Here is a 17,063-nt window from a genome sequence, read left to right as displayed (position 1 = left end):
AATACCCCATCTTGTGAAAAAAGAGAGCGAATCTTTTTTCTGCAAAATGGGGTATTTTAGTGTTCAGAAACATCAAATTTTACGGTACAACATCATGTGTGTGATTTCTTCAATGATTTTTTTTTCATTTGTTTCAGGTAAACTAGCGATTCGCTGCAAAGCTTTTTCCGTGTACTTTTCTGCTAATAGTTGGGCTTCTTTTACACCGCCTGCTGTTATTACTAAATCTCTGACTTTTAAGACATCAGCCTCGGTCATACTTTCTTTTTTTCTTAAATAGGGAAGAATGGTATCTTTGTCTTTTTGTAAGGCATAAATTAAAGGTGCTGAATATACTCCTTGACGCACATCTTCTAATACCGGTTTTCCCAACTGTTCGGGTGTTTGAGTATAATCTAAAATGTCATCTATGATTTGAAAAGCCATACCAATATGATTACCCAAATAATAACTATTCAAAGAAAACTTATGAGAGCTCTGTCCTTCGATGGAACCTGCATAACATGCCAAAGCAAACAACTGAGCAGTTTTACCAGAAATTTGAGTAAGATAGTTTCGAATAGTCATGTCTTCTTTATAGCGTAAATGTAGTTGATTTAACTCGCCCATTAGTATACGCTCCATGCCTCTTGAGTTAAACACTAAGTGATCAAAGGAACGAGCGTATTCTGAAAGAAGTTTGAATACTACTGTAAACAAGTAATCTCCCGCATATACGGCTATATTTTTCCCATATTTTGCCTGAATGGAGATTTGTTGTCTGCGTTCCTCAGCATCATCGATGATATCATCATGAATCAAAGTTGCAGTATGGAGTAATTCTACTGCTGCTGCAATATGTTGAGCTCTTTTTGGAGAATGATCATCTCCGAAAGTTGAAAACAGATGAACAAAAGCAGGACGGAGGAGTTTTCCTCCTGAATGGAGCATGTCTAATATAGCATCTTCGATGTCTTTATTCCGAATAAAAATCTCTGTATCAATAACACTGATAGTATTTTCTAGCTGTTTTTTTAATTCCGGATAATTATTCCAAATAGGATGTACTTCCATAAACTCTCCTCCTTTCTTCTAACTAATTCCTAGTATACGATAAAAAAAGAATGAAGGAGAGAGTAAATCTCCCTTCATTCTTTTTGTTTTACTGAGAAAAAAATTTATTTTTGGCTATACATGGATTTGGGCTTACCATACCACCACTTGCCAACCATTTTTTGGATCCAAGGAATGACATAGTAATCTAAACCAAATGCACGACCTGAACCATTCATTAACGCGACGGCTACAAATATGAACCAGATGTTCACCCAATAAAACATTCCAGAGAGAGTGAAGCTGACAACGAGAGCAATGGTCACTGCATTAACCAGCCAAGTGAAGAGACCTGCAATCAATGCTAATCCAATTCCAATTTCTACGAGTGTCATGAATTTTTGGAAAAGGAGTGCGATATCAGCGTTAGGTACCATTACTTCCATAATAGATTCGAACCAATCTGGTGCGTCAGAGAAAATCATCATAGGTTCTTCGCCATAGACATAGTTTAGACCAAATACAGGCTCAGCAGGTGTGGTTGTTTCAGCTGCCTCTGTAGCTCCAGAAGTAACATCTTGTAACCAAGAGAATGGAAGAGTGACTGTATCCCCAAACCAGCTTGTAGCACCGAATAGCCCAAATGCTTTCTTAAGACCTTCAATAAGCCACATGCTACCATAGAAAACACGTAAAGGAACGCTCCATAAAACATTACCGTAGCGGGAAAGATGACCGCGGAATATATTTCTATGATCTCTGATGTGGAAGAACTCATGGAATATATACTGTACTGCATAATAACCGGAACGGATTTCGAAGAAATACAATAAGTTGACCAAATGTTTAACTAAAATAGCAAAGAAACCAGATAAATTATATTTGCCCATCAACTCGGCAACTCCATACGTAGAACCGATAGAGACCATAAATCCTTGATAATTGCTTTCATGTATATGTTTTTCTGTTCCTTCTATGTCTGCGATAATGTTTTTTGCAGCGGTATGACCTGTTTGTTCAGCTGCTTGAACGATTTGCGGAGTAGGGACCCCATCTTCTTCGTAATAGACTAAGTCACCAATTACATAGACATGTTCAAATCCTTTTGCTTCCATGTATTGATTGGCTACCAAACGACCTGCTCGAGCTTGCTCCATATCAAACTCATCAGTATCCGAGTTTGCTTTTACACCAGCAGTCCAGATTAATGTATGAGTAGGGATTTTTTCTCCAGACTTCAATTCAATGAAATCTGATTCTACTTTAACAATTGGCGAACTTTTTAATAATTGAATTCCGCGTTTTTCCATATAACGTTCAGCTTTTTCAGCATTTTTGCGAGAAATCATATTTAAAATGGTTGGTACTGCTTCAACTACGATCAAAGAGATTTCTTTAGGATCGATTTTATTATCTTTAGCTAATCTTTCTTTCCAATCAGCAAGTTCTCCAATCATTTCAATTCCTGTAAATCCTGAACCACAGACTGTGAAAGTCAGCATTGCTTTACGTTTTGCTGCATCCCGTTCCAGTGCAGCTCTAGCGACGGTTTCCTCGATATGTTGGCGGATTTCAATTGCATCTTCCATGGACCAAAGTGTAAATGCATTTTCTTTTACACCTGGCGTACCGAAATCATTTGGTTCTCCACCCATTCCTAATACAAGGTAGTCAAAGCTATACGAACCATGCTCAGTTTTAACAACTTTTTCATCATGATCAATATCGACTACATTGTCAGTTACGAGGTTCACATTTTTTTTGCGACTAAACAAACGTTGTAAATCGAATTGAATTGCTTCAGGCTCAACGCGTCCCCCGGCTACTTCATGTAATTCGGTCATGTATGTTTGATAAGAATGACGATCAATTAAAGTAATTGTGACATCTTCATTCTTTTTGAAGCGTTTGGCTAATTGTTTGGTTGCTGCAACGCCGGCAAAGCCTGCACCGACAACAATAATGTTCCTTTGTGTCATTTTTCCACTCCTCAGAATATATATAGGTACTCGTTACAAAATAATAGACTATTCTTTCCCCTCTATTAAAAAGAATAGTCTACTGATTAAAATAATTGCAAAGACTGTGCGCAAATTCACATGGCGCAAAGCTTATTATAACAAAGTGAAATTATATTGTCTAGATATTTTAGCAGTGTACATATTTTCTTCATAAAGTTGCTGATTTTCATGTTACTCAGGAGGTTTCCGTAATTAAGAATTGATTTTAGAAATAAAAAAGACTTGCGTGTGTCAGTGATTTTGTTAATAATAGACAGAGTAAATAATTTGTTTTGTGAAAAAACAGATTAGAATAACTATTAAATAACAAGAAATGAAGGTTAGCATATGACGCTGAAAATTTTTTTAAGATTAGTAGAGATTCAAACAAAAATAGCCAGTCTCATTCCGTTTTTATTAGGAATATTATTCTCTTTATATTATTTCAATCAAATCGATTGGACAAATACAGTACTATTTTTTATTGCAATGTTAGTATTTGATATGACCACAACAGCAATCAATAATCTGATGGACTATCAAAAAGCTAAAGATAAAAAATACAAACAGGAAGTTAATGTCATTGGTCAATCGGGTTTAGCAGAAAAAACAGTTATTCAGCTTATACTGGGCATGCTTGTTGTCTCGACTTTAATTGGTTTGGTACTTGTACTTAGAACAAACTTCCTTTTACTATTAATGGGAGGAGTGGCATTCTTTATTGGAATATTCTATACTTTTGGCCCAATCCCGATTTCTCGAACACCTCTGGGAGAAATTTTATCAGGATTGACAATGGGATTTGGAATATTTTTCATTACCCTATTTGTTAATGATGTCAATAACATTCTGATTCAACTTCAATTCGATCACCCGGAATTTTTATTATCAGGAAACTATATTGAAATTTTGAGCACATTTTTGGTCTCTTTACCAACAGTCTTTTTGATTGCGAACATCATGTTGGCAAATAACACATGCGATTTAGAACAAGATATCACGAATCACCGTTTTACACTCCCTTTTTATATTGGCAAAAAACAGGCCGTGATTTTATTTAATATATTGATGTATTCAAGTTATGGTGTGATTTTATTAGCTGTTCTGCTGAGATTATTACATCCAATACTCTTGGGAACGTTTTTAACTCTTCCATTGATCAAGAGAAATTTGGATCAGTTTAATAAACGTCAAGTAAAAGAAGAAACATTTGTTGTAGCAATTAAAAACACTGTTTTATTCAGTGTAGTTGAAATAGTCTTGTTGGGCCTCAGTTTATTCTTCGTTTAACGCTGCTTCAAATAACATACACAAAAAGATCTCTAGGTCTGTAAAGACTAAAGTAATAATTATGAAATGAATCGCTGCACAAAAAAGTCAGCTACTAATTTTTATTTATTCATCTCACTTAAAGATTTTAAAGAGGAAAGAAACAGCTAATAGGATCTGTTTCTTTCCTCTTTTTCATTCGAAATAGAAGAAAGGGTTTACATATGATTCCGTTTTGTGTACACTACATTTATAACTTAATAAATTAAGTTAATTAAGTAAGCAAGTAACTTAGAGAAGAGGATAGAAATATGGATAGAGGAACATTTGAAATGATGAAACTGGCTAATAAGCGCTTAATATTAAATAGTATTCGGTTAAATGGTCCGATTTCTAGAGCGAAAATCGCCAAACAAACAAAAATCACACCTCCTACGGTAAGTAAGATTGTAAAAGAATTGATTGAAGAAGAGTTAGTAAAAGAAAGTCATTTAGGAGAATCCGAAGGTGGAAGAAAACCTACACTCTTGTTATTGAAAGAAGATGGGTACTTTGTGGTAAGTGTGGACGCGAGCTCAACGCATTTGAGAGTCATGATTTCAAATTTAGTGGGAGAAATTTTAATTAAAAAAGAAATTTCACAGTCCTCCTCACTGTCTAAAGAAAAATTTCTCAAGGAATTAGTAAAAAAAATAAGAGAAATAATAAAAACATCTGCAGTAGATTCGGAAAAAATACTAGGCATCGGTGTAGCAATGCATGGAGTTGTAGATATTGAACAGGGCACCTGTTTATTTTCCTCTGACTCAGGACTGAAAAATATCCCAATCAAAGAAAGTCTAGAAAAAGAATTGAATTTACCGGTTATGGTAGAAAACAATTCGCGAGCAATGGCATTAGGCGAATTTTGGTTTGGGAAAAATAAAAAAGGCGATAGTTTTTCAGTAATCAATATTGGCAGAGGGGTAGGTTCTGGAATCATCACGGATGGGACTTTGTCCCGAGGGGCTCATGATACTGCTGGAGAAATAGGGCATACAACAATTTCTATGCATGGAAGGCAATGTGGCTGTGGGAATAAAGGTTGTCTCGAAACATATATCACCGGAGAAGGAATTGTAAAGACAGCAAGAGAAGAGATTGAAAATATCCCCTCAGATATTTCTCCCGAAAAAATATATCAGTTGGCAAAACAAGGAGAGACAGAATATATTCAAGTCTTGGAAAAAGTCGGAGAATATATAGGTGTGGGGATCGTAAACTACATTCATACTGTTGATCCAGAGGTTATTGTATTAGGCGGAGGAGTATTGAAAAGTCAAGAATTCTTAATGCCGATTATAAAAAAAACAATTACGGAAAAAGCCCTAACAGATAAATTGAAAAAGGGCATCAACTTGTATGTGAGTGATTTAGGAGAAAACATGACATTATTGGGAGCTTCAGTCCTGTTTTTGAAAAAATTATTTCACTAGTACTCAGTACCATCCAAAAAATGGTTTCAAAAGAGATATCTAGAAAAGAAGGGAGAGATGGAAAAAGAAGTGATATCTCTATATAAAAATAAGAAAAGAAAACAAGGAGGTTTAAAATGAACAAGCTTACTCAATGGTTAGAAAAATATATTTTACCTATCGCAGGTGCGATTGGTGCTGAGAAACATTTAGTTGCTTTAAGAGATGCCTTCATTGGAACTTTGCCAGCAACAATGGCAGGTTCTGTTGCGGTTATGTTAAATGCCATATTACGTGATTTACCGCCTCAATTCATTGAAGGATATGATGGAAATTCCATACCCGTGATTAGTCAAATCATCTCAATAAATGGGTATGTATGGAACGGAACGTTAGCTGTGGCAGGTTTAATATTTGTTTTTTCTTGGGGATATAATCTGGCAAAAGCATATGGTGTAAATGAGTTGTCTGGTGGTATAGTTGCCACTGCTGCATCATTAGCCGGAATAACTTTCTCGTTTTCTGGTGGGATCACAGGATTGAATTTGAACCCGGAAACCATTAGTGCAATTAATGAAGCTGGATGGTCAGCAACAGCAACAGATATCAACGCAGTTGGCTGGGGATGGCTTCCATTGAATAATTTAGACAGCAACTTCTTTTTTACAGCAATGATCATAGGTTTTGTTTCTACAATGATTTTTAACAAATTAATGATACTAAATATTACTATTAAATTACCTGAATCAGTTCCACCTGCAGTTTCTAAAGCATTTGCTTCTATAATTCCAGCTACTGTAGCTATTTATGCAGTAAGTATCTTTTACTGGTTATTTTCTTTAATGGTCCCTGGATTAACATTCCTCGGATGGTTACAAGAAACTATTGCGTTGCCATTATTGGGGTTATCCCAAGGGTTTGGAGCTATAATACTAACAACTTTATTCGTTCAAATATTTTGGTTCTTTGGAATTCATGGCCCAAATGTTTTGGCTCCAATATTAGAAGGAGTTTTTGGAGTAGCACAGTTACATAATGTGAATCTATTCCAAGAAGGAGGAGCTGAACTAGTAGCTTCCGAAGGTTACATGTGGGTTCGTGGATCATTTGATGCGTATGCTTGGTATGGCGGATCAGGTGGTACAATTGTCTTGATCATTGCTATGTTGATCTTTTCAAAACGGAAAGATTATTTGACCGTATCAAAACTATCTATAGGACCTGGAATATTTAATATTAATGAACCAATCATGTTTGGATTGCCGATCGTTTTAAATCCAATTATGTTTATTCCATTCTTATTGACTCCAGTTATATCTGTGAGTATTGGTTATTTTGCAACTATTTGGGGACTAGTAAACCCAGTGTCGCAACAGGTAGCCTGGGTTACTCCACCGTTACTTTTATCTTTCTTAGCAACCGGGGCAGACTGGCGGGCACCACTTGTAACACTCTTGGCCATGACAGTTTCATTCCTTATTTGGATACCGTTTGTTAAATCAGCTAATAAAATTAATATAGAAGAAGTTCATAATAAATAACTATTTTTAAAGGATATAGTCCCAGTAAAAATACTTTACTGGGACTATATCTTACATATTGATTGGAGGGCGATTAAAAATGAGCAAGTGGGGATTATTTCTCTGTAGTTTAGGAGGGTTAATCATTTTGGGAAGTTCAAATTTGAACAGTGGAGAATATGATGTCTTAAGTATGATTTCTGGAATTTCTTTCATAGTTATTGGAATTTTAATAATAAAAAACAGTAAGGTAGATATCGACAAGGAGGAGTAAAAGTGCACATTTCTAAAAAGATGAACATTCCAGCTGAATATTTATCGGATGTATTAAAGAAATCTGTTCAAGAAGATATTCATCAGCAAATAAACAGAAACGTTGAAGATGAAGATTTAGACGGGTTTGAATACGTTAAAGAGTTTAATGATAAAAGTAAGGCGACAATCAACATTTTGAAATTTGAAAAAGGAAAAGCCTACCATTACTCCACCGTGACAAATAAAAATACTTTTCACGTAAAATATGATATTACTTCTGAAAATAACAATCAGTGTACTTTAGATTACACTGAAGAAATAGAATCTCAGGGTAGAATGCAGCAAATAAATGATGCAGTTGTCGGGGTCATATGGTCGTTTTTGAAAAAAAGAAGATTTCTAAAAATGTTATCTCAAATAGAACATTCTTATAGTTGAAAAGAAACAAATGTGAAGAAACCACTAAAAAGAGTAAAACGAATGCTCACTTCACTACGGCAAATTCATTTTAACGAATAATGCTGGGCTTGTTTATTGTTCAACTGTAAATATACACACTAAACGTGTTTTTTTAAAATCGGATAGGGTTTATTGTGATTGAGAAACAAGCTCCCCGTTCATCAAGTGAAAAAGATACCGAAGCATCTTATTATTCCCACCGATCAGAGAAAGGAAATGGTGACTAACATGAGAAAATTGGGCATATCCGTTTACCCCAACCATAGTTCCATTCAGGATATTAAAGACTACATCGAACTGGCTGCAAACTATAACTTTTCAAGGATCTTTACTTGTTTGCTATCTGTAGAAGGAGATAAGGAACAAATTGTTGCTGATTTTAAAGAAGTTATTGCATATGCGAAACAATTTGATATGGAAGTAATAGCTGATGTAAGTCCGAAAGTTTTTGGAGAATTGGAAATTGATTATACAGATTTGACCTTTTTCAAAGATATTGGAGCAGATGGCATCCGATTAGACATGGGCTTTACAGGAAATGAAGAAGCAATTATGACGTTCAATCCACAAGACTTAGCTATTGAATTAAATATTAGTAGCGGAACAAAATATTTAGAAAACATTCTCGCTTATCAAGCTGATAAAAGTAAATTACTTGGTTGCCATAATTTTTATCCACATCGCTATACGGGATTAAACTATGAGCATTTTATTCAAACAAGCAAACAATACAAAGATCAAGGAATTCGGACGGCTGCTTTTGTTAATTCAAAAAATGCATCAATTGGCCCGTGGCCATTAGATGAAGGCTTGTGCACTTTAGAAATGCACCGTGACTTACCTATTGCAGTCCAAGCGAAACATCTTTGGGCAACTGAAGTTATAGACGACGTGATCATTGCTAATTCTTTTGCTTCTGAAGAAGAATTAAAAGAGTTGAGCCAAATCGATCCATACAGAATAACGATGAAATGTGAGCTAGTAGAAAATATTCCAGAAATCGAAAAGAAAATCGTTTTAGAAGAATTTCACTTCAATCGTGGTGACGTGTCAGATTATGTTATTCGCTCTACACAAAGTCGAGTGAAGTACAAAGGTCATGAATTTGAACCATTCCATACAAAAAATATGGAAATTGGCGATATTTTAATTGAAACCTCCTTATATGCTCACTATGCTGGCGAACTGCAATTGACAAAGCTACCAATGGAAAATTCGGGTAAAACAAATGTAGTTGGATCGATTGTTGCTGAAGAAAGACTACTACTGGATTATATTAAGCCGTGGCAGAAATTCAAATTTGAATCAATTAATTAGCAAGGAAGCAGTTGCGATGGCTATTTTTAGGAAATCAAGCGTTGCATCATTTGCCCAATAATGTTCCCAGTGCAACTGGGGGCGTCAAGGACTGTTCCACTTGGTGAAATCACCTATTACAACTAGACTCACTGTACTTAAAAGTTAGCCTTATCGTGATCGCTTTGCAATTCGCTTCTATTTATGTTTAAATTAATTACAGAGTTAAAAACAAATGAGTTAAATTAATGCCCTTTTTAAGGGTATTTTTTTTGGCTAAAAAATTATAAGGAGGATGTTGTGTATGAAAGAAACAAAAAGAAATGGAAAAGTATTGAAACATATTTTGACCATGACAGATTTAACAGCTAAAGAAATAGAGGTAATGATTTTAGAGGCCATTCGCATGAAGAAAGAATTACGCGAAGGAAAAAGTCACCGTGTGTTGGAAGGCAAATCTCTTGGAATGGTTTTCGAAAAAGATTCTACACGTACACGTCTCTCATTTGAAGTAGGTATGACACAACTAGGTGGTCATGCAGTCTTTTTCAGTCCCACCGATTTAAAATTGGGAGCACGTGAAACAGTTGCAGATACTGCACAGGTTTTATCACGATTTGTAGATGCGTTGATGGTCCGTACTTTTTCACATGACATAATTGAGGAATTAGCTGAAAATGCGTCTATCCCGATTATTAATGGCTTGACTGATGAGCATTTTCCAATGCAAGTCCTATCTGATTTAATGACGATTTATGAGAAAAAAGGACACCTAGAAGGCATAAAATTAGCTTATTTAGGAGATGGGAATAATAATATCACCCATTCGCTACTAGAAGGGTGTGCATTGATGGGAATGGATGTTTCTGTAGCTACACCGAAAGGGTATGAACCTCTTCCAGTCGTTATAGAACGAGCAGAAAAAATTGCTTCCCAAACCAAGACCACCATTGAATTGACCCATGATCCTAAAAAGGCAGTGAAAAATGCTGATGTCGTTATGACTGATGGATGGACAAAATTAGGTGCGACAGCAGATGTTTCAGCGAATATGAGAATCTTTAAAGACTATCAAGTGAATGAAGAACTTGTAGCAGAAGCCAAAGATGACTATATCTTTATGCATTGTTTACCAGCTCATCGTGGAGAAGAAGTCTCGGCAGAAATTTTAGATAGTGAACATTCTGTTGTATACGATGGAACCGAAAATCGGCTACACATTCAAAAAGCGGCCTTAGTTGAATTAATTAAATAATGAAATATAAAGAAGAACGAGGAGCAACATTATCCTTGTTCTTTTTTTTTTTGGTTCAATTGTTTTTGTTATGGTACTATCAAGTTGAGTATATTGGTTGCTTTATGACAAACATAGGACAAAATTGTGTCGAAACAAATAAATTTTTTCTAATTTTATTAAAAATGTTATTTCTATTTGAACAGAGAAGATTTACTATAAAAAATAGGGCATAAAACTACATACATGCTTATACGCAATGCAATTAAAATTCTGGAGGTATTTTTGTGGATATACAAGCAATGTTGTTCCAATTTTTAGGCGGGCTAGGAATTTTCTTGTTTGGTCTGAAATACATGGGAGATGGACTGCAACGGTCTGCCGGAGACAACTTACGGGAAATTTTAAATCGATTTACCAAGACACCTTTGCGTGCAATACTTGCTGGTGTTTTCATAACCGTTATGATTCAGAGTAGCTCAGGAGCAACTGTATTGGCAGTTGGGTTGGTAAGCGCTGGATTCATGACATTAAAGCAAGCTATTGGTGTCATAATGGGTGCAAATATTGGGACCACGATTACGGCCTTCATTATTGGAGTAGATATCGGGGCCTATGCCTTACCTATTTTAGCTCTCGGTGCCTTTTTACTCTTTTTCTTTAAAAATCCTTTTGTAAACAGCATGGGTCAAATCATTTTTGGTTTTGGCGGATTGTTTTATGGATTAGAATTGATGGGAGCTGGTATGGAACCATTAGAAACCTTACCAGTGTTTAAAGAAATCATGTTGAGTTTATCGGAAAGCCCAATTTTAGGGGTGTTTGCTGGAACGGGATTAACAGTTTTATTACAAAGTTCGAGTGCAACTATTGGAATTTTACAAGAATTATATGGACATGGAAGTATTACTTTAGAAGCTGCATTGCCTGTATTATTTGGGAATAACATTGGAACAACTATTACTGCGATTTTAGCGTCTATGGGTGCAAGTGTTGCCGCTAAGCGGACATCTGCTTCTCATGTGATCTTTAACTTAATTGGAACGATAATGATTGTAATTATTATCAGTCCATTTACCGTTTTTATGTCTTCTTTAGCTACAAGACTAAGTTTGAATCCTGAAATGACGATTGCTTTTGCACATGGGATTTTCAATATCAGCAATGTTTTGATTCAAATGTGGTTTATCAATCATCTTGCTAATTTTGTAACGAAATTAATTCCCGGACAAGAATCTATATTGGAATACGATAGTTCACATTTAGATCAGTCTATCATTCAAACTGCTCCTACGATGGCTTTGAACCAGGCAAAATTAGAAGTCGGTCAAATGGGTGAATTTGTAATGGAAGAATTTAAATCTATGTTTAGTTACTACAACAAACAAGATCCGAAAAGTCGACAAGACATGATGCATTTGGAAGAAGTAGTAAATGATATCGATGTGAATTTAACAGAGTATTTGATGCTCATTTCCAATGTAGAGTTACCGATCCATAGTGTGAGTGAACATGGTGTGATTATGGATGTAACGAAATACTTGGAACGGATCGGGGACCATTGTGAAAATATCTTGAAGAATATTCAAGAGGCGCGCAAGGCTGCGAAAAAATCAATAAAAAAAGGTGCTACTGATATAGAAATCGAAAAAGTATTTTTTGATGAAGATCTAGTACTTCTGTTTAACTTAGTTGAAAAAAACATTGCTGAATCTATACGGTCTTTTTCAGAAAACAATTATTCTTTAGCAGGTGAAGTGATCCAGCGTGAAAAAGAAATCAATCAGTTAGAAAAGGATATTCGTAAAAAATACATCAAACGTTTAAACAAAGGAAAAGGTGTTCCCTCTGAAGGCATTCTATTTGTTGATATCGTTTCGAATTTAGAACGAATCAGTGATCATTCTGTTAAAATTGCAAAACATACTCTAGGGATTCGTTATCCTTATCAGAAAAAGAATGTTGCTACGAGTGAGCTAGCTCCGAATGTAACTGCGGAAGGTGCAATTGAATAACAAGAAAACAGGAAAAAATGATTAAAAGAATAGAGGAGAAAAGAATGGGACGTAGAAATAAAAAATCCGAAAATGAAATCGAAATTGTTGAAACAAAAATGAATTCAGAAGAAGTAACAGAATTATCTATTGAAATCAAAGGTCAATCGATCGGTCTTGTACACCAAGAAACAGATAAGATGGCAGAGGCTATTTTTCCATCTGGGAAAAAGGCGAGTTATTCAACTGTCGAAGAAGCTGTGCATCAAATTGTAATGAATTATAACTTGCATCAATAATCGTATGATTATTTAAAGGGATTGAAAGGAAACTTTCAGTCTCTTTTTTTAGATAGTTAAAGTGTCCTCTAGAAGATTGAGGTGTGCAATGCTTAATCTTTAAAAATGAACCTTGTTCCTATTTGGTTCAAGTAAAGAATCCGGCACAGACAAAAGAGATGCCCACTTGCTACTTACTACGGTCTATTTTTGAATCCGTTCGTTTTCATCCTTTTTAAGCTCTATGGTATAGTAAATGAAAAGGGTGATGGGATGTGAAGCAATGGTTGAACAGCAAATGACACAGTCAAAAAAAGATAAGGCAGTTCGGTTTATTAAAATTTCGCAGGCAAGTTTCACTCGTGCTGCAGTAACACAGAATGCAGCAGAAATGGCCTATTTCATTTTGCTCTCATTATTTCCGATCTTACTGGTCGTAGCCAATATTATTCCATTTTTTCCAATCGACCCAGGGGAAGTTCTTCCTTACTTACAGGCAGCCTTGCCAGGAGACATTTACAATGTATTGGAACCCATCCTTCTCAATTACTTAGAGAGTGGGAGTGGGGGGGCTATTTCCATTGGTTTAGTAACTTCGTTTTGGTCTGCTAGTAAAATTATCAGCATTACTAAACGCGTCCTCAACCAAGTATATGGAGCAAAAGAAACCAACAATTTCTTGTTGGCTCGGGCAATGTCCTTTCTTATTATGGGGCTAATTTTCTTAGCCGTTGCTATTGTCATCGGTGTCTTTATTTTTGGTGAAGCTATTTTAGGGTTTGTAGAAAATTTGATCGGAATAAATTTTCCGTTGATCGAACAAATTTTATCCTTAAAATGGTTTGTCCTACTTGTTATATTGATTGTACTTTTTACACTTGTATATAACTTTGTGCCTTCTCATCACTTGAAAATAAAATATGCCTTGCCAGGTGCAGTATTTGCAACTGTAGGGTGGATATTGTTATCCGAACTATTTTCTGTTTATCTTCACTTCGTTGGAGGAGACGCTGTAACAAATGCGACATTTGGAACCTTCATTGCGCTCATGCTCTTTTTATATTTATCGAGCATAATAGTATTGCTAGGTGCTGTAGTCAACACGATTCACTTTGAATGGAAAACAGGAGACTCGACAGTCACATTCAATCAGCGTCAGCAGAGAAAACAGGAAGTAGAAGAATCTGGACAAGAAATGTATCCAAAAGACCAGACATATTTACTGCAACGCAAACTGACTAAAGTAAATAGTTTGAAAGAAAGAGAACGAGAAGCAACAAATGAGGAGTAAGCAAAAAGACTGAAACAATTGTTTCAGTCTTTTTATTTACTCTAAGTGTATAGTTTGCACTAGAAAATTACAGCCAGTATACTGGACACAACAAACAGGAAATCGGAACAGGTCGAAGGAAATAGCGGATCGAAAAATGGGGGAAAAGAGATGAGTCAGAAAAAAACAAAATGGTTCAATGAAGAAACCGGAGAGGTAATAGAAAAGTTGGGAACCGATCAAAAAGAGGGGTTGTCATCTAGTGAAGCTAAACAGAGATTGGAACATTACGGAAAAAATAAACTAACTGAAAAAGATACCGAATCGAAATGGATGAAATTCCTCAAACAATTTCGAAGTGGTGTTATTTATATTCTGATCGCTTCGGCAGTCATCACTTTATTATTGGGGCAATACATTGATGCAGCGGTTATTATCGTTGTGATTTTTGCCAATGCATTGATTGGTTTCTTTCAGGAAAGTAAAGCAGAAGAAGCGCTCAAAAGCATTCAAAATATGCTGTCCATTGATGCAACTGTCATCCGCGAAGGGAAGCGAATGGATGTAGAAGCTGAAACCATCGTGCCAGGTGATCTTATTTACCTAGAAGCCGGGGACAGTGTCCCGGCAGATTTGCGTATCGTTCAGTCGGGGAATTTGAGAATTCAAGAATCTTCTCTGACGGGGGAATCGGAATCTGTCGAAAAACAAACGGAGGCAGTAGCAAAGGATACCGTTTTAGGGGATCGTACGAATATGGCTTTTTCATCCACGAATGTGACCAAAGGAAACGGGTTAGGGATCGTTGTCGAAATAGGCGACCAAATACAGATCGGCCAGATCAGCGAATCGATGGCGGAAGTAAGGGAAACGAAGACACCTTTGATGAAACAAACCGATAAAGTGGCCAAAATGAATTCCATTGCCGTGATCATTCTAGGCGTTTTTCTATTTGCATTTGCTTATTTCTTTCGCGATTACGAACAAGGTGAATTGTTCCTTGCTGTCATTACGATGGTCGTAGGGACTATTCCTGAAGGGTTACCAGCGATCCTGTCGATGACGATGGCTATTGGAGTCCAAAAAATGGCTAAAGAACATGCGATCGTAAAAAGTTTGCCTTCTGTCGAAACATTGGGTGCTGTCAATGTCATCAATACTGATAAAACGGGGACCCTCACAAAAAACGAAATGACCGTCCAAGATATTATGACGACTGAGCATACTTACAAAGTCACAGGTAGAGGCTATGCGCCAGAAGGAACGATCGAATTGGATGGGAAAGAGGTATCATTAGACGAACACCCTGATTTGGATAAATTGATTCGGGGTGGACAGATAGCCAACGACTCTAGTCTCTCACAAGAGGACGGGAAATGGATAATCAACGGAGAGCCCACGGATGCTTGCTTTCTGACGTTGGCTAAAAAAGTTGACAAAGATAAGCAGGATTTTCAAACGATCGATACGATTCCTTTTGACACAGACTACAATTTTGTTGCACGTTTGATCGAATGGGACGATGGAAAACGACAAATCTTCTTGAAAGGGGCACCCGATAAACTTTTCTCTCTAGCAGAAAAACAAGAGAGCGATTTTGATCGTGACATCTGGCAAGAAAGAATGGCTAAAATGACAGCTAAAGGAGAGCGTGTCATTGGTGTGGCATGTAAGGAAGTTGATCCTGATGAGGAATCTTTAGAAATTGAAGATGTTGAATCGGGAGTTGAATTCATCGGATTGGCTGGGATCATCGATCCTCCAAGAGAAGCGGTCATCGATGCAGTCCAACAAGCTAAACAGGCAGGGATCACAATCAAAATGATTACAGGTGATCATCCAGACACTGCAGTGTCTATTGGGAAACAAATTGGATTGACCAACGGAGAAGGAGCTTTAAGTGGGCAACAGCTGGACCAGATGAGTGAAGAAGAAGTGAGAGAAGCTGTAAAAACACACAATGTATTTGCCCGTATGAGTCCGGATAATAAGCTTCAAATCGTCACGGCACTTCAAGAAATAGGCATGACGATTTCGATGACGGGTGATGGTGTGAATGATGCCCCCGCATTGAAAAAAGCAGATATTGGGGTCTCAATGGGAATAAAAGGAACCGAAACTGCCTAAGATGCCGCAGATATGGTGTTGACGGATGATGATTTTGAAACGATCATAAATGCCGTCCGCGAAGGCAGGCGGGTGTATGCGAATATTAAAAAATCGATCGATTTCTTGCTTCCAACAAGTTATGGATTAGGACTGATCGTATTTATCAGTATCCTTTTAGGGTTAACGATGCCGATGCGACCGGTTCAAATTTTATGGATCAATATGGTGACGGCTATCACGCTTTCCTTTGCATTTGTTTATGAACCTGCAGATCCAGATATAATGAACCGACCCCCGCGTCCGAAAGAAACGGGCTTAGTCGATAGCTACGAAGTATTTCGCTTAGTTTATGTCGCTATATTTTTAGCAGGAGCCAGTGTTTTTGCTAATTATTGGCTCATAAACAATGGCTACAGTGTCCTTGTTGCAAGCACGGTAACGGTGAATAGTATTGCGATCGCAGACATGTTTTATATGTTCAATATCCGTGCGCAAAACGGGTTTGCATTTAAAAAAGGATTCTTTGATAACAAAATTGCATTCGCTGTTTCGTTCACGTTGATTCTATTGCAACTCTTCTTGACGTATGTGCCTTTCATGCAGACGATATTTAAAACAGAAGCAGTAGAGTGGCAATTATGGAGCATCCCATTTGGAATAGGGTCAGTGCTGTTCATACTTGTAGAAATCGAAAAAACGATCAGTCGAATAAGACGAAATAAATAAGGTGAGACGTGAAAAGTGTATTGAAACTGTGGACCAAGAGAAGCGCTCTTGATTCACGGTTTTTTCGTTCAATTCACTAACTTAAATAGGTTGAAAAAAGCACGTAGGAGGCAATGTAAAAGCTGCTGAAATAGCTAAACTTATTGTCTTAAGTCTGGAAGAAAGAT

14 protein-coding genes are annotated in these 17,063 nt (G+C 36.6%); 12 read left to right on the top strand and 2 right to left on the bottom strand.

Annotation, left to right across the window (positions count from 1 at the left end):
* Positions 1 to 72 precede the first annotated feature (72 nt).
* Together H626_RS0106045 and H626_RS0106040 are read right to left on the bottom strand one after the other, a co-directional pair.
* Positions 73 to 1,053, bottom strand: a complete 981-nt coding sequence (locus H626_RS0106045; RefSeq protein WP_027108556.1) for a polyprenyl synthetase family protein — start codon at positions 1,051 to 1,053, stop codon at positions 73 to 75.
* A gap of 104 nt (positions 1,054 to 1,157) precedes the next feature.
* Positions 1,158 to 3,011 carry an FAD-dependent oxidoreductase gene (locus H626_RS0106040; protein WP_027108555.1) on the bottom strand — a complete coding sequence of 618 codons (1,854 nt, stop codon included), beginning with the start codon at positions 3,009 to 3,011 and terminating at the stop codon, positions 1,158 to 1,160.
* A 369-nt stretch (positions 3,012 to 3,380) separates the two neighbouring features.
* Between H626_RS0106040 and menA the strand changes: the two genes are divergently transcribed.
* The 12 genes from menA to H626_RS11640 all read left to right on the top strand — a co-directional run bounded on the left by menA (position 3,381) and on the right by H626_RS11640 (position 16,896).
* Positions 3,381 to 4,322, top strand: a complete 942-nt coding sequence (gene menA / locus H626_RS0106035; protein WP_027108554.1) for a 1,4-dihydroxy-2-naphthoate polyprenyltransferase — start codon at positions 3,381 to 3,383, stop codon at positions 4,320 to 4,322.
* Between the two features lie 290 nt (positions 4,323 to 4,612).
* Positions 4,613 to 5,776, top strand: a complete 1,164-nt coding sequence (locus tag H626_RS0106030; protein ID WP_027108553.1) for an ROK family transcriptional regulator — start codon at positions 4,613 to 4,615, stop codon at positions 5,774 to 5,776.
* Positions 5,777 to 5,892: 116 nt separating this feature from the next.
* Positions 5,893 to 7,296 carry a PTS sugar transporter subunit IIC gene (locus H626_RS0106025; protein WP_027108552.1) on the top strand — a complete coding sequence of 468 codons (1,404 nt, stop codon included), beginning with the start codon at positions 5,893 to 5,895 and terminating at the stop codon, positions 7,294 to 7,296.
* A 79-nt stretch (positions 7,297 to 7,375) separates the two neighbouring features.
* A complete protein-coding gene (locus tag H626_RS11460) occupies positions 7,376 to 7,549 on the top strand; it encodes a DUF3188 domain-containing protein (RefSeq protein WP_156883254.1) in 174 nt (57 codons plus the stop codon).
* A gap of 2 nt (positions 7,550 to 7,551) precedes the next feature.
* A complete protein-coding gene (locus H626_RS0106015) occupies positions 7,552 to 7,968 on the top strand; it encodes a DUF3284 domain-containing protein (protein ID WP_027108551.1) in 417 nt (138 codons plus the stop codon).
* A 249-nt stretch (positions 7,969 to 8,217) separates the two neighbouring features.
* Positions 8,218 to 9,306, top strand: coding sequence for a DUF871 domain-containing protein (locus H626_RS0106010; protein WP_027108550.1), 1,089 nt, complete (start codon positions 8,218 to 8,220; stop codon positions 9,304 to 9,306).
* Positions 9,307 to 9,589: 283 nt separating this feature from the next.
* Positions 9,590 to 10,540, top strand: coding sequence for an ornithine carbamoyltransferase (gene argF, locus H626_RS0106005; protein ID WP_027108549.1), 951 nt, complete (start codon positions 9,590 to 9,592; stop codon positions 10,538 to 10,540).
* Between the two features lie 266 nt (positions 10,541 to 10,806).
* Positions 10,807 to 12,534 (top strand): Na/Pi cotransporter family protein, encoded by a 1,728-nt coding sequence (locus tag H626_RS0106000; protein ID WP_245570084.1) that lies wholly within the window; start codon positions 10,807 to 10,809, stop codon positions 12,532 to 12,534.
* Between the two features lie 44 nt (positions 12,535 to 12,578).
* Positions 12,579 to 12,812, top strand: coding sequence for a DUF2969 family protein (locus H626_RS0105995; protein ID WP_027108547.1), 234 nt, complete (start codon positions 12,579 to 12,581; stop codon positions 12,810 to 12,812).
* 262 nt (positions 12,813 to 13,074) lie between these two features.
* The gene (locus H626_RS0105990) at positions 13,075 to 14,082 is read left to right on the top strand and encodes a YihY/virulence factor BrkB family protein (protein ID WP_027108546.1); all 1,008 of its coding nucleotides are present in this window, start codon (positions 13,075 to 13,077) and stop codon (positions 14,080 to 14,082) included.
* Positions 14,083 to 14,232: 150 nt separating this feature from the next.
* Complete coding sequence (locus H626_RS10755) at positions 14,233 to 16,188, top strand: cation-translocating P-type ATPase (protein ID WP_245570083.1); 1,956 nt, start codon at positions 14,233 to 14,235, stop codon at positions 16,186 to 16,188.
* Between the two features lie 12 nt (positions 16,189 to 16,200).
* Positions 16,201 to 16,896: a cation transporting ATPase C-terminal domain-containing protein gene (locus H626_RS11640; protein WP_245570082.1), complete on the top strand. Its 696-nt coding sequence runs from the start codon at positions 16,201 to 16,203 to the stop codon at positions 16,894 to 16,896.
* The last annotated feature ends 167 nt before the right edge of the window (positions 16,897 to 17,063 follow it).

Origin of the sequence: Lacticigenium naphthae DSM 19658 (genome assembly GCF_000425865.1) — a bacterium.
Lineage (GTDB): Bacteria > Bacillota > Bacilli > Lactobacillales > Carnobacteriaceae_A > Lacticigenium > Lacticigenium naphthae.
This window is presented reverse-complemented; position numbering and strand designations above follow the sequence as displayed.